The organism is Actinoplanes sp. DH11 (assembly GCF_020873875.1).
GTDB lineage: Bacteria > Actinomycetota > Actinomycetes > Mycobacteriales > Micromonosporaceae > Actinoplanes.
In genome coordinates this window covers 88,807-102,648 of record NZ_JAHWGU010000007.1, presented here as the reverse complement: position 1 = coordinate 102,648, position 13,842 = coordinate 88,807, and the positions used below count along the sequence as shown (strand labels likewise).

The following is a 13,842-nucleotide window of genomic DNA, read 5'->3' as shown; positions in this document are numbered from 1 at the left end:
ATGATCCGCGTCCTGATCGCCGACGACGAGCCGATGATCCGCGCCGGGCTGCGCGCGATTCTCGCCACCGCCGCGGACATCGACGTCATCGGCGAGGCCGGCGACGGACACGACGCCGTCGAGCTGGCGCGCCGGCACCGGCCCGAGGTGGCCGTCCTCGACATCCGGATGCCCGGTCTGAACGGCATCGACGCGATGGCGGAGCTTCGCCGGACCGTGCCGGCCACCCGCGTGCTCATCCTGACGACGTTCGGGGAGGACGACTACATCCTGCGGGCGCTCGGCGGCGGCGCCGCCGGCTTCCTGATCAAGTCCGGCGAACCCGAAGAACTGATCATGGGGGTACGCGCGGTGGCCGACGGCGCCGCCTACCTGTCACCGAAAGTCGCGGCCCGCGTCGTGGCGCACCTCGCCGCGACCGGCGCGGACACCGTGGCCGCGCGGCGTACCAGCGCCCGTGACCGGGTCGACGCCCTCAGCCCCCGGGAACGCGACGTGCTGGCCTTCCTCGGCAGCGGACTGTCCAACGCGCAGATCGCCCGGCGGCTGACCGTGGTCGAAGGAACGGTCAAGGCGCACGTGAGCTCCATCCTGGCCAGGCTGGGCGTGGACAACCGGGCCGCGGCCGCGGTGGTCGCCCATGAAGCGGGGCTGACCGGTCCACCACCGGCGCAGCAGTGACGACACCACCCGCCCGGCCGGCGGCAGGAACGCCAGCAGGACAGCGGCCACCACCGCGGCGCCGAGCATCGCCCCGGCCAGGACGTCGTGCGGATAGTGAACGCCCACCAGCACCCGCAGCACCGCGGCAGCCCCGGCGAGGGACAACGTGAGCACGGCAAGGCGCGGCCACAGCACCGCCAGCCCGACGGCCAGTCCGGCGGCCAAAGTGGCGTGGTTGCTCGGGAAGGACCAGTCACCGGTTTCCGGGCAGTCGGCGATCACCTCGAGCCCCGTGCGCAGCGCGCGGCACGGCCGTTCCTCGTCCACCACCAGCTTGAGTGCCTCACTGACCGCGTACGCCACCACGGTGCCGCAACCGATCAGCACGGTCCCGGCGATTCCTCGTACGTCCCGGCGACGCATCGCCGTCCACCACATCCCGGCCAGCAGCACGCCCAGGAGCACCAGGGTGCCCTCGGTGGCCACCTCCAGCACCGGACCGAGCCACGACGGCGCGCCGGCCGCCGTCCCGGTGACCGCTCGGTACCCGGACACCGAAACGCCATCGGTGACCCGCACCGCCCCGGCCCGGCCCAACCCGCCCGGAGCAAGCCAGGCGACCGCCGCCGCCGTCGACACCAGGACTGCGGCGGCAGCCAGCAGACGGCCGGCCCCGCTCGTTGCTCGTGTTCCTCGTTTCATGGTGACCGACCGTAGAAGCGAGAACAGCCGGAAACCCGAGCCGAACGGCAACCCCGCACCCCCGACGATCGTCAGGGTTGACCACTGCGTGGCGAGCCCGCCGGCGGTTCGGAAAGTCCTGAATTCGTCGTCCTGAGCTCAGCCGCCGGCGAGGTGGATGCCGAGGTCGGTGCGGCCGGGCAGTACATCCTCGGCCAGGGCCCGCGACGTGCGGTAGTCGCCGTCGCGCAGACGCCGGAACGGCCGCGTCGGTTCGGTGCCGACGGTGCGCAGCCTCTCCCGAAGGCGTGCGGCCTCGCGCTCGACCCCGGCGGCGTCCAGGGCGTCGGCGTCGTGGACGACGTGCAGGTCGAGGACGTCGATGCCGACGTACCACAGCACGCCGTGGGTGATCGGGAACAGCAGCGAGTCGACGTCGCCGCTGATGCCGCGCGGGCCGATCGAGCCGGCGTCCTCGCCGGCGGTCACCACGATCAGGGCCCGGCGCCCGGCGAGGCCGCCGTCGCCGTACCGCCGGGGGACGCCGAGCTCCTCGTCGATGTCACCGTAGGCGAACCCGCTGGTGAGCACCCGGTCGAACCAGCCCTTGAGGATCGCCGGTGGCCCGTACCACCAGAGCGGAAACTGAAGGACGAGCAACTCCGCGGCGGCCAGCTTCGCCTGTTCGTCGCGCACATCGGCGGGCAACTCGCCCCGGGTGTACGCCTCCCCGCCCAGCACGCCGATGTTCCCGGGCTTGGCGGCCAGGTCACCGAGGTCGCGGTCACCGAGCACCGGGTCGAAGCCCTGCCCGTACAGGTCGGAGGTCGTCGTCCGGTAGTGCTCGGACAACGCCTCGGTGCCGTCCCGGAAGAGACGGTCGTTGAAGGATTCGCGGCGGGGGTGCGCGTACACCCAGAGGGCGGTGCCCGGCTGCGGGGTGTGTGTGATGGTCATGAGGTCTCCTCGCGCGTGGTGTGGCGCTTCTCGGTGGCGACGGCGGTGATCACGCGGGTGAGCACGTCACGGGCGCGGGTGGCGCTGATCCGGTCGTCCAGGGCGCTGCGGGCCAGCGCGTCACCGGCACCGACGATCGCCCGCAGACCGGCCGTGTCGATCGGGCCGGCGAGGGGCGCCAGCGCCTCGCGGCACATGGTGAGGTAGGCGTCCTCGGCCTCCTGGCGCAGCCGGTTGAGGGTGGCCGAGCCGGTCAGCGCGGCGACGACATCGGCCAGTTCGCGGCCCTCGGCAAGGCAGCAGTCGATGTACGCGCCCGCGACGAGACCCGCCACCGTCGGCAGGTCGGGTTCCGTCTCGTCGAGGGCCGCCCGGAGCGTGTCCCGCTGACGGGACTCGAACTCCCGGTACAGCTCGGCGAGGACACCGGCACGGTCGCCGAAGTGGTCGTACACCAGGGGTTTGGTCACTCCGGCGCGCTCGGCGAGCCGGGCCAGGGTGAACTCGCCGGTGCCCGAGTCGCGGATCAGTTCGCGGGCGACCCGGAGCAGCTGGGTGTGACGTTCCTGCTTGGACAGCCGCCGCCGGGTGCCCGGGGTGGGGCGGTCGCTCACGCCGGCTCCTTCCGTTTCCGGTGAAGGGCAGAACAACTTACTTTCAGTAAGTTACCACAAGTAAGTTGTCGGCCGTCGCGCGTGCCTCGGCCACGGCCACCCGGTGTTGTCGCCGACACCTCAACGATCCGCGCCGGGAACGGGGAGCCCGGCCCGGAGAAGTGAGCGCCACGGTGCGGTGGTCCGGTGAGCGTCAGGTCGAGGAAGATCAGTGAGCCTTGCACACCACCACAGTGGTCGCGCTGCGTGGCCGCTCACAGCGGCAAGGCATGCCTGTCCGAGCACCGGACAGGCATGCCGGGCCGAGCACCGTACGCTCGGCGAGCCGGGTCATGACGGTCCCGGAGGAGGACGCCCTCGGCGCGCAGGATCCGCAGATCCGGGCATGTCCCGACGAAGACGTGGCAGCCGGTTTCCCGGAGACGAGCGACCGCGTCACCGAGTTCCCGGGCGGACTGGTCCAGAGGTGCGAACCGGGTGACGTCGTTGCCCCCGATGTAGATGACAGCGACCTCCGGGGCGTACCGCAGGGCGCCGTCCACCTGGTGTGCCAGATGCGAGGACATGGCGCCGACGACTGCCGCCCGATGCAGGTGCACCTGACGCCGGGCGTGCCGGGACAGGGCGGTGGCCAGCAGGACGCCGAGGGTCTCGCGGGGTTTCGTCGCGCCGTACCCGGCCGCGAACGAGTCACCGAGCACCGTCAGGCGCAAGGGACGGCCGGGGAACCGCGGGCCGAGCAGCCCTTCACCGCGCGGCGGCTGCACGACCAGAGGCACGGTGCGGTGGACGGTACGGATCTGGGCCACGAACACCCCGAACACCGCCACTGGTACGGCCACGATCATGGCGAGAAGGAAGCCGAAGAGGCCGATCATGCGGGCACGTTATGGCCGCGCGGACACCGGCCGACAGGTCGGCAACCGCTCAGGTGGTGTCCACATCATCATTCAGCCCGCCCGGCATAGGCATGCATTGCCGATGTGCCGTATCGCCGAACGCCGGACAATGGGCGGTCCCGCTACGGTCAGTCCGCCACCACTACCCTCTGGAGGACCGCTTTTTCGAGCGGTGCATCAGCCTGGCCTGGTGTGCCGACTGCCGCGAGTACTCGGGGAACCAGGTTCACGTCCCCGCGCGCCGGGAGCTACCGGATCCGCTGGACACGCTGCCGAAGTTGGAGCGTGCGGAGTTGCGACGCAGTGAGGTGCGGCTTATCGAATGGCTCGACCGGCGCTGGTGACGTCGACAACGCGGTCGATCGCCGGGGCCACTGCCGGAGGTAGCGGCCAGCGAGCTGACTTTCGACTTTGTCCGCGCGGATAAGGTCGACGTGTGAAGATCGGCTTCCGTAACTACTCGCAGGGCATGGGCCGCTGGTTGGCGGTCGCCGGAGGCCTGGTCGTCGTGGCCTTGCTCGCGGCTCCGCTCCAGGCTCCGGAGCCGGGCGGCGACCACCCGAAGGACATGGACTGCGGCAACGTGTTCTGGTTGACCCCGCCAGCACCGGACTCCGCCGACCCGGACTACGAGTTCTACCGTAAGAAAATGGACCGAGGGTGCCGGGAGGCTCGTGTCACCAGAGGCGTCACAGCGGCCATGGCTTCCGGGATCACGGTATTCGGCGTGGTCCTACTCGCTCGCCGCCAGAAGAGGTTTTTGCCATAGAGCCAGTGCGTTGACGTGAGCGCACTCGTCAGCCGTGGTGTACGACGCCGGCCGCGTTTTGCGCTACGACCCAAGCAGCCAGGAGGACCGCCACAGCGGTCTCGGCAAAGCGAGCCCTTACGACTTCGACGACAAGTGGAGCGACTTCAAGATCACGAAAGCCGAGTTCGAGAGCGTGTGGGCGCGCACGCTGTCCAGCAGTGTCTTGGACTGCGGCATATGAGTGCACCGAACCTTTATTTTACGGCTGTACGGTCGCGGCGATGTCGGCCGCGCCGACAAGCCTCCCAGTGCAGTCGTAGCCGACTCCTCAGACGGGAGCCGGCGGTCATCGAGGCCACACGGTGACCGAGGAAGCCGTGGCCTGCACACGGACACGGTCTTTGAGCGAACCGCAGCCGGCCGCCGCAACGACGTGAAGGCGCGTGGCCTTGGCACTCGGTCGGTTCGGCCAGCCAGGCGAGCTTTGAGTCGTCGGGCAACCGACCCGATTCGTCAGGCCGGGTTTGGGGGCGTGCGCCGTGTCAGCCTGCCAAACGCACCGCTTACTGAGCGTCGCGCAGACTGCGCGGGCGCCTCAACGGCAGGCGTTGGGCCATCGTCTTCGATCGCGGCGTCATCCGCCTTCTCCCGCTCCTCCTGAATGTCGTGAATGTGCTTCTGAAGCTTCTGAATAATCGCAGGCAGGGAGTCGTCAGGCTTGTCCGACAAGAACTTTGCCTCCTCGGACCCGCCCGCCGGAGCTTCTTCCGGCGTGTCGCTCGTGCGCGCACTGCGCTCGAGGCTAGCGACAGCCAGTTGCCAAGCAGCGCGTAATCGCACCTCGTGGTCGAAGATCGAGTCACTCAGTGGAGCGTAGGGGGACACGAAGTCGGTCGGCTCGACGACCCACATCGCGTCATCATTGCTGGCCGATGTTCTTCTTCCCGCCATCACCCCTCCATCCTTAAGCGATCTTCATAGTTGATCCATGACCTTGCTTCCGACGCATAAGATCACGGTAATGGATCAATTTGAGAACGAACCTGTAGTAAATATATACGAAGTTGACAAGTGACAAGAGGGATAACGCGATCCACGCCTTATGGGTGACGCCAAGTAGGCTGACCTGCGGAGGTGGCGGGGAACTCCCGGCCTCCGTAGGCGCAGTCATCAGGTATGTCACGATCGAGGCGATCGACAGCACGCCGCTCACTATGAGGGAGAGCCTGGCCAACAGGGAACCCCCTACCAAGGCATTTCTCTCGGAAGCGATGCCAAACCACGACGCAACCACTGCCGGTAGCGCCAGGATTACGGCGGGATAGTCACTCTCAGGGGCGACTCGATGATTGGACACCATGTAACCCACCACGATCACCAGGACAGTCGTGGCGAAAGCTGTAACTGCGGCCTGCAGTCTTGACCCGGGTGGAACCTCCTTGAAGCGGGCGACCACCTGGAGGTCATGCATTTTCGGTTTGGCAGCGCCGAAACCTCGCATGTACAGATGTACGAAGTTCTGACCGTGGCGCCGCTGCAACCTAAAGTAATGGCGATCGTCGAAGCGATGCGCTGACGGTTCAACGCCAGCCTTGTGAGTACATTTGGCAGTACCCACAGGTCCCCTCTTGACTCCAGGGCGAGATCCGACCCACGAAGGAGTCACTAGTTGGTCGCAATGGCTACAGGTCAGGTGCTGCTCGAAAACATACTTACTCTCCGGAGCATTAAGCCGCAAATGGTAAGACGACGCAGTAAGAGCGAGGCTGATTGGTACGGCGACTTGAGCCGGACGAAGCCCCATCCCAATCCTCATAAGCCCTCGCCAGCGCTTAACACCAAACTTGGCACGCCTACTCCGTGCTGGAGGCCCCTCGCTCGAACCTGCCGCGGCAGTAACTGAGGCCGGCATGAGCGTGCGCTCGTACTTGATCAAGACACGTCCGCCGGCGACGATCTGGGGATCCACGACTGCAACTATCGGGTATGCGCCGCATAGTTCAAGGACGTACCTGCGTAAGTAGCCCTTCGTGAGATCGTCCACCTCGAACGTCTCGAGAATCTCATTGATGGTGCGCTGCATGGGCTCGATGTCGACCGGCCCTCGCATCGCCAGCAGCGTCAGCAAATCTTTTTCCTTGGCCACCATCGCGGCGTCCGGCCACTCCGTCGAGGCCTCGGCAGCGACAGGTGGCACAACCGATTCTGACTCTGCTGCAATTACCGCCTTGTCTCCGAAAGCCATAAGGAGACGCAAGCCGGCGGCAGCTAAACGTGTAGTTTCCTCGTAAGTAAGGTCAGTCAATGAGCTGTCTTGAGCATCTCTCAGGTGGAAATTATCAACGAGCTCACCCTTGACCGGGTGAAGAACCGGGAGATAGAGAAATTTGGCCTGTTCCCATCCCCGCGGAAGGTCAAATTCAACGATTACTCGCTGAACCATCATGTGACCCTCGACATCAACAGTCTCGGCGACTCGTACACGGTGTTTAGACACGTTCATGATCAACTCGGTGAAAATCGCTATTGGCCGTAAGTAGTCACTTTCACCAGTACCCTTAGAATCTACCGGTTTCTTACCGTTACTCGCGTTGTCTTCCACCGACTCGGATGTAATTCGTCGAGCGCCTTCTGTCCATAGCGAGTCGAGAAACTTGGGAAACGGATATGCCGCTTGAGTGGGAGCAGCTTCCTCCCTTGCAAGTTTCCCGCGCCGCTTCAAAAAGAGATATGCGGCAAGTACTAAAGCCAACAGGCCAAATAGAATCCTGGCCGAGAGTTCCCACCACTCCCAATTCGGCAACCGGCGAAGGTAGCCACTAGATAAAGAAGCGATAAAAAAGGAGAGCCCCAGAAGGGCGACGAAAAACTTCCAGAGCCGCGTCCACCATCGTTCAGGGTCGAGCCGGGGCTCTTGCGCCGACATGCACCATGCCTTCCTGCCGGTCGTTCACTAAGCGATTACCTCGGCTCCGACACCCTTCTACGGTCCAACTCGACGGCGGGGCTCGCCCCGAGCCTAGCCTGAAGTTGATCGTTATGAATGTCAATACTTCAGCATGAATCGATCGACGATCGCTCGGCGGCCTCGGCCGAAAGTCGTGTAGCTGTCGGCCGTTTCGGCAAGATGCCTTGGACTGATCATGCTTCTTACCCCTGAGGTAGGTGCCCTCGGGCAAGTGCTCTGAAGCTGACGTCGGCCAGACCTGGGATCCAATTTAGGGCGCCCTGCGTGTAGACCCGGCCCAGCTGACCGACTCCGGATTTCAGTTTTTGAGGCCGAACGTGTTAAACGTAGTTTGCCGGGCCGTGCAGCAGGCCATATGCTGCGCACCTCGTGGGCTAGCGATCAAATTTGCTGATCTGGCAGCCGATGAGAGCTACCTCGCCGGTCACCTCGACCAGCCCAGCCGGGCTGCGGTCGTACCACCAGTGAGCTATCGGGTGAACCGCTGGGCAGGGGTGCCCCAACCGAGGACCTTGCGCGGACGTTGTCGAGTTCGGCGGCCACCGCGGCCAGGTCCTCGGCGGTGTAAACGCCGAGATCACTGCTCCTCGGGAAGTACTGACGGAGCAGACCATGTGTGTCTCCTTGGCGCCGCGCTGCCACGGGCTGGCCGGGTTGCAGAAGTAGGTCGGCGACCTGCGCGACAGTTGAAAGCGGTGGCCTTCCCGTAGGGCCTAGCAGGCGGCGGCCTGACGCGCCCGACCGCGCTTGGGCGCCGGCCGCCGGCCGCCCGGTCGCGGCCCGGCGGCCCTGCGGTCGTCGGGTCAGTTCGTCGCTGTGATGACGGTGACGGCGACCGTGGCGGTGGAGGCGGCGATCGCCGCGGCGGTGCGGGCCACGGCCGTGTTCACCGCGGACGCTCCCCAGTTGCCCTGCTCCAGCTCCTTGGCCCGCTTGATCACCGGGGTCGACCAGGCCAGTTGCGGACGTAGGGACGGCAGGGCACCGCTCGCGGAGAGCAACGCGATCAGCGCCGCGGTGCGGGTGTCGGGTTCCGCGCCGTCGACCAGCACGGCTCGGATTCGGTCGCGTATCTCCTGCTCACGCTGGCCGTCGCCGGCCGGCAGCCGGGTCATGTTGAAAAGGCCGAGCACCTTGCGGCTCTCGCGGCGCACCAGGCCCCGCTCGACCAGCCGGTCGACGACCTCGTTCCACAGGTTGCCACCGATCTGCAGCAGCAGCGTCTGCACGCCGCGCGGTTTCTCGGCGACCTTTTCCCACGCCTGCTGTAGCAGCGGGTCCGCCGGCGGCTCTCCGTCGACGGCGACCACCTTCTCGCCGCTGAGTCCGCCCGATCCGGTGGTGTCCACGCGCCCCAGCAGGGCCAGGTCGACGAGCACGGCGCCGCCCAGCGCGTAGGGCAGGGTGCCGGCGCTGGCCGGCGTGCCGGTCTCGTCGTCCATCAGCAGAAGCAGCAGGTCTTCGACGAGCAGCATGGTCGTGTTCATGCCACCAGTATTCGAGGGCGCCGCCCGACCGGACAGTGACACCACGTCACATGTCGTTGTGACATCGCGGCACTGACAAAGCGGAGGGATCGCTGGTGTCATCGAGTCATGACGACACCAGCCCGCTGTTGCGGCGCACGGAACATCCAGGCTCACCGGCAGGTTCGTTGTGCCAGGGGAGGTCCGGCGCTGATTCGCCTCGACCACCGAGGAGATCAGGGCGACAGCCAGGACCGTACGGTCAGCACCGCGTCGGCGAAGGGTACGGGTGCTTCCTGCGGCAGGTTGTGGCCGGCGTCGACCACTCGGTGCTCGTGCCGTGCGTGGAAGAAGCTTGCCTGGTGCGCCGTGCCGCCGGGCTTGAGGGGATCGGCGGCGCCGTCCAACGTCACGGCCGGCACGGTGATCGGGGGCTTCGCGGCGAGACGCTTCTCGTCGTCGCGAAAGAACGGATCGCCCGCTTCCTGGCCGAGCCCGTGGCGGTAATGATGCAGGACCACGTCGACGAAGTCCGGGTTGTCGAACGCCACGGCCGTGCGTTCGAAGGTCGCGTCGTCGAAAGGCCACCCCGGCGACCACTGACGCCACAGCAGGCGGCAGAGCTCCCGGCGCCGGAGGTCGAGGCATTCGCGGCCACGTTCGGACTGGAACAGATGCTGGTACCAGACGGCGGCTTCCAGCGCCGGATCGAAGGCGTGTCGTTGCCGCTCAAGGTCGATGATGTCGTAGCCGGCCATCGACACGAGGCCGCCGACACGCTCAGGCCGGAGCGCGGTGGCGACACAGGAGGCCAGGCCGCCCCAGTCGTACCCGGCCAGGATCGGAGCTTGCAGATCGAGAGCGTCCAGAAGCGCGACCAGGTCGGCACCGAGGGCCGTTTGCTGACCGCTGCGAGGCGTCTCGTCCGAGCGGAACCGGGTCGGACCGAAGCCGCGTTGATAGGGGCGGATCACTCGCGCGCCGTGCGCCGTCAGCAGCGGAACGACGTCGTCGAACGCATGCACGTCGTAGGGGAACCCGTGTGACAGCACGACCGGCCACCCGTCGCCGGGACCGTCCTGAAGACAGCCGACCTTGAGGAGGCTCGTTTCGACTGTGCCGACGTCCATCTCAGAACCGGACCAGTGGCTTCGGCGGCAGGTCGAGCTGGGCCTCCGGCAGCTCGGGCGTGGTGCACTCCCGCCGATCCAGATGCTGCTCACCGACGAACTCCAACGCTCGCACAAGTCCTCCTGCTGTCGAAACGCCCGGTGGGTGGATCCGCCGGGCCGCTTGGTAACGGCGCCCGGGTGGTGCCACGGGCACGGAGCCGGTGGGCGCGCTGTGACTGCCGCCGCGGACTGCGCGGTTGATGAGCCGGCGGCCGGCAACGAACCTGGGTGCCCGTTCGATCGTGCCAGGCCGTTCTCCGGTTCGCCGGGCAAGGTCAGCGTTGTGTGCCGCCGGGAGTCGACGGAGGCGTCCGCGCCTGAGCACACCAGTTCGCTCTGTCGCGGCGTACGGAACACGGCTGATGTGCCGGCAGACCGGATCAGGGGTGCGGTTCGCCGACATCGTGCGTTCCGACCACGGCTACGGCATGGCTTGCGGCTATGGCACAGCTTTCGACGGCCGGTTGCCTGCCAGCACGCGGATGAGTGTTACCAGGGCGACGGCCTGCACGAGCGCCACGGCGACGACCAGGCTCGTCACCGACCGTTCGTAGAGCAGGCCCGCCGCGGCGCCGCCGGCGATCGCGCCGATGCCCTGCACCGCGGCGAAAATGCCGTACGCGGTGGCTCGGCTGTTCCGGGGCACCAAGTCGGCGACCAGGGCCTTGACGGTCGAGTCCTGGACCCCGACGGCGGCGCCCCACACCAGGATTCCGGCTACTGCGGCGGGCAGGCCGCCGGTGAAGACCAGCGCGGGGACGGCGGCGATCATCGCGGGTAGAACTATCAGAACCCATGGACCGGCCCGGTCGTACGACAGGCCGGTCACCAACGCCGCGAGCGCTCCGGCGGCCATCGCGGCCGCGTAGGTCAGCGGCACCGCGGCGGTGGCGACCACTCCTGCGCGTACGAGGTGGAAGCCGATCAGCCCGAAGGTCACCAGGCCCGCGGTGCACAACGCCATCGCTGCCGCGAACCAGTGGAAGCGGGCAGGCAGCGACTTCAGCCCGGTCGCCGACGTCACCCGCGCGGCGAGAGTGCCGGGGACTGCGGGAGTGCGGGGGACTGAGGGAGTGCGGGGGACTGAGGGAGTGCCGGCCGCGGCCGGAGTACTGGTGGCCGGAGCGCTGGCGGCGGCGGGAATGCTCGCGGCCGGGGTGCTGGCGGTGGTGGGAGTGTTGGCGGCCGGGATGCTGGTGGCTGCGGGGCTGCCGGTGGTGCGGATGCCGGCGGCTGTGGGGGACGGCTGTGCTCGGTTTCGGAGGGTGAACAGCAGCAGCATCGCTACTGCTGCCGGCACGGCGAGCGCGGCCAGTGCGGGCCACAGCAGCCCGGCCGCTGTCGCGATGATCGCGGCGACGATCAGTGGCCCCGCGAAGGCGCCGATCTGGTCGAGGGCCTTGTGCACGCCGAGGCCGCGGCCCATGCCGACCCTGCTTGCGGCGTCGGCGAGCAGGGCTGACTTGGCCGGGCTGCGGACGGCCTTGCCCAGCCGTTCCAGAAGGATCAGTGCGGCGGCGACCGCCAGGCCGGCGCCGCCCAGCGCCGGTGTCACGGCGAGTAGCGGCACGCACACCGCGGTCAGTCCGTAGCCGACGATCGTCAAGGTCCAGTACCGGCGGGTGCGGTCCGCCAGCGGCCCGGACACCAGTCGAAGCAGCAGGGCCGCCGCCTCACCGGCACCCGTGATCAGACCGACGACGACCGCGGAGGCACCCAGCGAGGCCAGCAGCGGTCCGTACACCGATCGGGCGCCCTCGTAAACCATGTCCGCGGCCAGGCTGACCACGCCGAAACCGACGACCACGCGCCAGGCTTGCCTGCTGCCGCCGGCGGCACTCACGGTGCTGGCGGTGGCAGTTGCGCTGCCGGTGGGTGGCGACGGCGGGCCGGCCGGGGCATCGGCTGGTCGTCCGGTCTCGGCAGCGTCGTCAACACGTTCCACACCGGCAGGCATGCGGAAAATTATCGTGGCCGGCTCCGGGCCGCCGGTCATCGCCCCCGCAGGGTCCGGTATCCGGTCAGCACCGGTAGCGAGGCAGCTTCCCAGCAGCCGGAACTGGGACAAGCGCGTATCAGATTGATTGATCTCGGACGATGGCGGGAACGGTGGCCGTCATGGGAACGGGGAAGAAGCCACCACCGGCGTGGCTGATGCTGATCATGTCCGTGGCGGTGTCCGGACTTTTTGGGTACGCGACCGTCACCTTGTGGAACAACGACCGGGCCCTGCGCGATCGCGGTGTCGAGACGACCGCTCAGGTCACGAAGATCGGCGGCAAGGGCCGGATCACCGTCGCCTACACCACCGCCGACGGCCGGCGCGCCGAGGCACTGATCGGCCAGAAGGACTCGGCCGACGGCACCAAGGTCGGGGACACCGTGCCCATCGTGTACGACCCGGAGCACCCGGCCGACGACGTCCGCGACACGCGGGTCCCGGACAACAACATCGTCACGTACTTGACGCTTACCGCCGCCGTGGCGTCCGCGGTTGGCGTACCCCTGGCGATGGTGCGGATGAGACGCGCCAAGCAGCACCAGAACGCCTGATGATCAGCCGTGGGCGGCGGGCCGCAGCCCGCGACGGCAGCGGTCCGTCGATCACACCACCTTGCCGGGATTGAGAATCTGGTACGGGTCGAAGAGCGCTCTGAGTTGTCGATGAAGGTTCAGCGAGCCGGGGCCAACCCGGACCGGTCGAGGCGCGGGCCCGGGTCGGCGGTCCGCGTGGCGCCGGTGGTGAACAGTTGGTGCGTCACGGCTGGTCGCCGGTCGCGACCGGCCGGTCCGGGTCGGCGGACCACGCGGACCACGATCCGGGGTAGAGGGCCGCGTCGATCCCGGCGACGGCCAGCGCCGCGATCTCGTGCGCCGCGGTGACGCCGGATCCGCAGTAGACGCCGACCGGCCCGGTGAGCCCGGCGAACCGTTCGCGCAACTGTTCCGCGGTCCGGAACAGCGGCACGCCGTCCTGCAGGTTCGCCGCGGTGGGGGCGCTGACCGCGCCGGGGATGTGCCCGGCGCGCGGGTCGACCGGCTCGACGTCGCCGCGGTAGCGCTCGGCGGCCCGCGCGTCCAGCAGGGTGCCGGTCCTGGACAGGGCCGCGGCCTCGTCGGCGGTCAGGGTCGGCAGGTGTCCGCCGGTGAGCACCACGTCACCGGCCGGTCGGGGCCGGGCGTCGCCTGTCGCCTGGGCGTATCCGGCCGCCTGCCAGGCGGCCAGGCCGCCGTCGAGGATGCGGACGTCAGTCACGCCCGCCCAGCGCAGGAGCCACCAGGCCCGGGCGGCGGCCAGGCCGCCGGTGTTGTCGTAGACCACGACCGCGCGCTGCCGGGTGAGACCCCAGCGCCGGGCCGCGGCCTGCAGCCGGTCGACCGGGGGGAGCGGGTGACGCCCGGCCCCGGGCTCGTGCGGCCCGGACAGCTCGGTGTCGAGGTCGACGTAGACCGCGCTGGGCAGGTGGCCGGCCCGGTAGTGCTCCTCGCCGTGCGGGTCGCCGAGCGCCCAGCGCACGTCCAGCAGCAACGGCGGTTCGGGTCGCGCCACCCGGTCGTAGAGCTCCTCGGCGCTGATCAGCACCGGCCAGCGGCCGCCGGTCAGGCCGGGCACGGTCGCGGCGAGGTCGGCGTCGTCGAGCGAGGCGGCCGCGGTGCCCTCGCGGAGCGCC

At 68.2% G+C, this 13,842-nt stretch carries 13 protein-coding genes and 3 pseudogenes; 4 read left to right on the top strand and 12 right to left on the bottom strand.

Annotation, left to right across the window (positions count from 1 at the left end; translation table 11 throughout):
- A complete protein-coding gene (locus LPA41_RS12415; protein ID WP_229070278.1) occupies window positions 1-681 on the top strand; it encodes a response regulator transcription factor in 681 nt (226 codons plus the stop codon).
- Between the two features lie 45 nt (window positions 682-726).
- Here the strand turns inward: LPA41_RS12415 and LPA41_RS12410 are convergent.
- The 4 genes and pseudogenes from LPA41_RS12410 to LPA41_RS12395 all read right to left on the bottom strand — a co-directional run.
- Window positions 727-1,086, bottom strand: a pseudogene (locus LPA41_RS12410) (phosphatase PAP2 family protein); the annotation flags it as partial.
- A 417-nt stretch (window positions 1,087-1,503) separates the two neighbouring features.
- Window positions 1,504-2,301, bottom strand: a complete 798-nt coding sequence (locus tag LPA41_RS12405) for an NAD(P)H-dependent oxidoreductase (protein WP_229070277.1) — start codon at window positions 2,299-2,301, stop codon at window positions 1,504-1,506.
- Entirely contained in the window at window positions 2,298-2,915 is a 618-nt protein-coding gene (locus tag LPA41_RS12400) for a TetR/AcrR family transcriptional regulator (protein WP_229070276.1), read from the bottom strand. Before LPA41_RS12400 ends, LPA41_RS12405 begins: the two co-directional genes overlap by 4 nt.
- Before the next feature lie 254 nt (window positions 2,916-3,169).
- Window positions 3,170-3,793: an SGNH/GDSL hydrolase family protein gene (locus LPA41_RS12395; RefSeq protein ID WP_229070275.1), complete on the bottom strand. Its 624-nt coding sequence runs from the start codon at window positions 3,791-3,793 to the stop codon at window positions 3,170-3,172.
- Window positions 3,794-4,250: 457 nt separating this feature from the next.
- Here LPA41_RS12395 and LPA41_RS12390 point away from each other — a divergent pair, with 457 nt between their 5' ends.
- The gene (locus LPA41_RS12390; RefSeq protein WP_229070274.1) at window positions 4,251-4,583 is read left to right on the top strand and encodes a hypothetical protein; all 333 of its coding nucleotides are present in this window, start codon (window positions 4,251-4,253) and stop codon (window positions 4,581-4,583) included.
- Between the two features lie 34 nt (window positions 4,584-4,617).
- Window positions 4,618-4,806, top strand: a complete 189-nt coding sequence (locus tag LPA41_RS12385; RefSeq protein WP_229070273.1) for a hypothetical protein — start codon at window positions 4,618-4,620, stop codon at window positions 4,804-4,806.
- A 272-nt stretch (window positions 4,807-5,078) separates the two neighbouring features.
- Here the strand turns inward: LPA41_RS12385 and LPA41_RS12380 are convergent, their stop codons facing one another.
- The 6 genes and pseudogenes from LPA41_RS12380 to LPA41_RS12355 all read right to left on the bottom strand — a co-directional run bounded on the left by LPA41_RS12380 (window position 5,079) and on the right by LPA41_RS12355 (window position 12,128).
- Window positions 5,079-5,477: a hypothetical protein gene (locus tag LPA41_RS12380; protein ID WP_229070272.1), complete on the bottom strand. Its 399-nt coding sequence runs from the start codon at window positions 5,475-5,477 to the stop codon at window positions 5,079-5,081.
- 52 nt (window positions 5,478-5,529) lie between these two features.
- Window positions 5,530-7,368, bottom strand: coding sequence for a hypothetical protein (locus tag LPA41_RS12375; protein ID WP_229070271.1), 1,839 nt, complete (start codon window positions 7,366-7,368; stop codon window positions 5,530-5,532).
- A 634-nt stretch (window positions 7,369-8,002) separates the two neighbouring features.
- Window positions 8,003-8,201 (bottom strand): annotated as a pseudogene (locus tag LPA41_RS12370) (transposase); the annotation flags it as partial.
- Between the two features lie 135 nt (window positions 8,202-8,336).
- Window positions 8,337-9,020: a GPP34 family phosphoprotein gene (locus tag LPA41_RS12365; protein WP_229070270.1), complete on the bottom strand. Its 684-nt coding sequence runs from the start codon at window positions 9,018-9,020 to the stop codon at window positions 8,337-8,339.
- Between the two features lie 215 nt (window positions 9,021-9,235).
- Window positions 9,236-10,129, bottom strand: a complete 894-nt coding sequence (locus tag LPA41_RS12360; protein WP_229070269.1) for an alpha/beta fold hydrolase — start codon at window positions 10,127-10,129, stop codon at window positions 9,236-9,238.
- Between the two features lie 481 nt (window positions 10,130-10,610).
- Entirely contained in the window at window positions 10,611-12,128 is a 1,518-nt protein-coding gene (locus LPA41_RS12355) for an MFS transporter (RefSeq protein WP_229070268.1), read from the bottom strand.
- Between the two features lie 161 nt (window positions 12,129-12,289).
- Here LPA41_RS12355 and LPA41_RS12350 point away from each other — a divergent pair, with 161 nt between their 5' ends.
- Entirely contained in the window at window positions 12,290-12,724 is a 435-nt protein-coding gene (locus LPA41_RS12350; RefSeq protein WP_229070267.1) for a DUF3592 domain-containing protein, read from the top strand.
- Between the two features lie 51 nt (window positions 12,725-12,775).
- Here LPA41_RS12350 and LPA41_RS43255 read toward each other — a convergent pair.
- Window positions 12,776-12,850, bottom strand: a pseudogene (locus tag LPA41_RS43255) (FAD-linked oxidase C-terminal domain-containing protein); the annotation flags it as partial.
- Window positions 12,851-12,929: 79 nt separating this feature from the next.
- Window positions 12,930-13,754, bottom strand: coding sequence for a sulfurtransferase (locus LPA41_RS12345; RefSeq protein WP_229070450.1), 825 nt, complete (start codon window positions 13,752-13,754; stop codon window positions 12,930-12,932).
- Between the last annotated feature and the right edge of the window lie 88 nt (window positions 13,755-13,842).

Excerpts from the sequence above, each read along its gene's own strand:
- LPA41_RS12415 (WP_229070278.1), top strand. The coding sequence starts at position 1 with ATGATCCGCGTCCTGATCGCCGACGACGAGCCGATGATCCGCGCCGGG.
- LPA41_RS12405 (WP_229070277.1), bottom strand. The coding sequence starts at position 2,301 with ATGACCATCACACACACCCCGCAGCCGGGCACCGCCCTCTGGGTGTAC.
- LPA41_RS12395 (WP_229070275.1), bottom strand. The coding sequence starts at position 3,793 with ATGATCGGCCTCTTCGGCTTCCTTCTCGCCATGATCGTGGCCGTACCA.
- LPA41_RS12380 (WP_229070272.1), bottom strand. The coding sequence starts at position 5,477 with ATGTGGGTCGTCGAGCCGACCGACTTCGTGTCCCCCTACGCTCCACTG.
- LPA41_RS12365 (WP_229070270.1), bottom strand. The coding sequence starts at position 9,020 with ATGAACACGACCATGCTGCTCGTCGAAGACCTGCTGCTTCTGCTGATG.
- LPA41_RS12360 (WP_229070269.1), bottom strand. The coding sequence starts at position 10,129 with ATGGACGTCGGCACAGTCGAAACGAGCCTCCTCAAGGTCGGCTGTCTT.
- LPA41_RS12355 (WP_229070268.1), bottom strand. The coding sequence starts at position 12,128 with ATGCCTGCCGGTGTGGAACGTGTTGACGACGCTGCCGAGACCGGACGA.
- LPA41_RS12350 (WP_229070267.1), top strand. The coding sequence starts at position 12,290 with ATGGGAACGGGGAAGAAGCCACCACCGGCGTGGCTGATGCTGATCATG.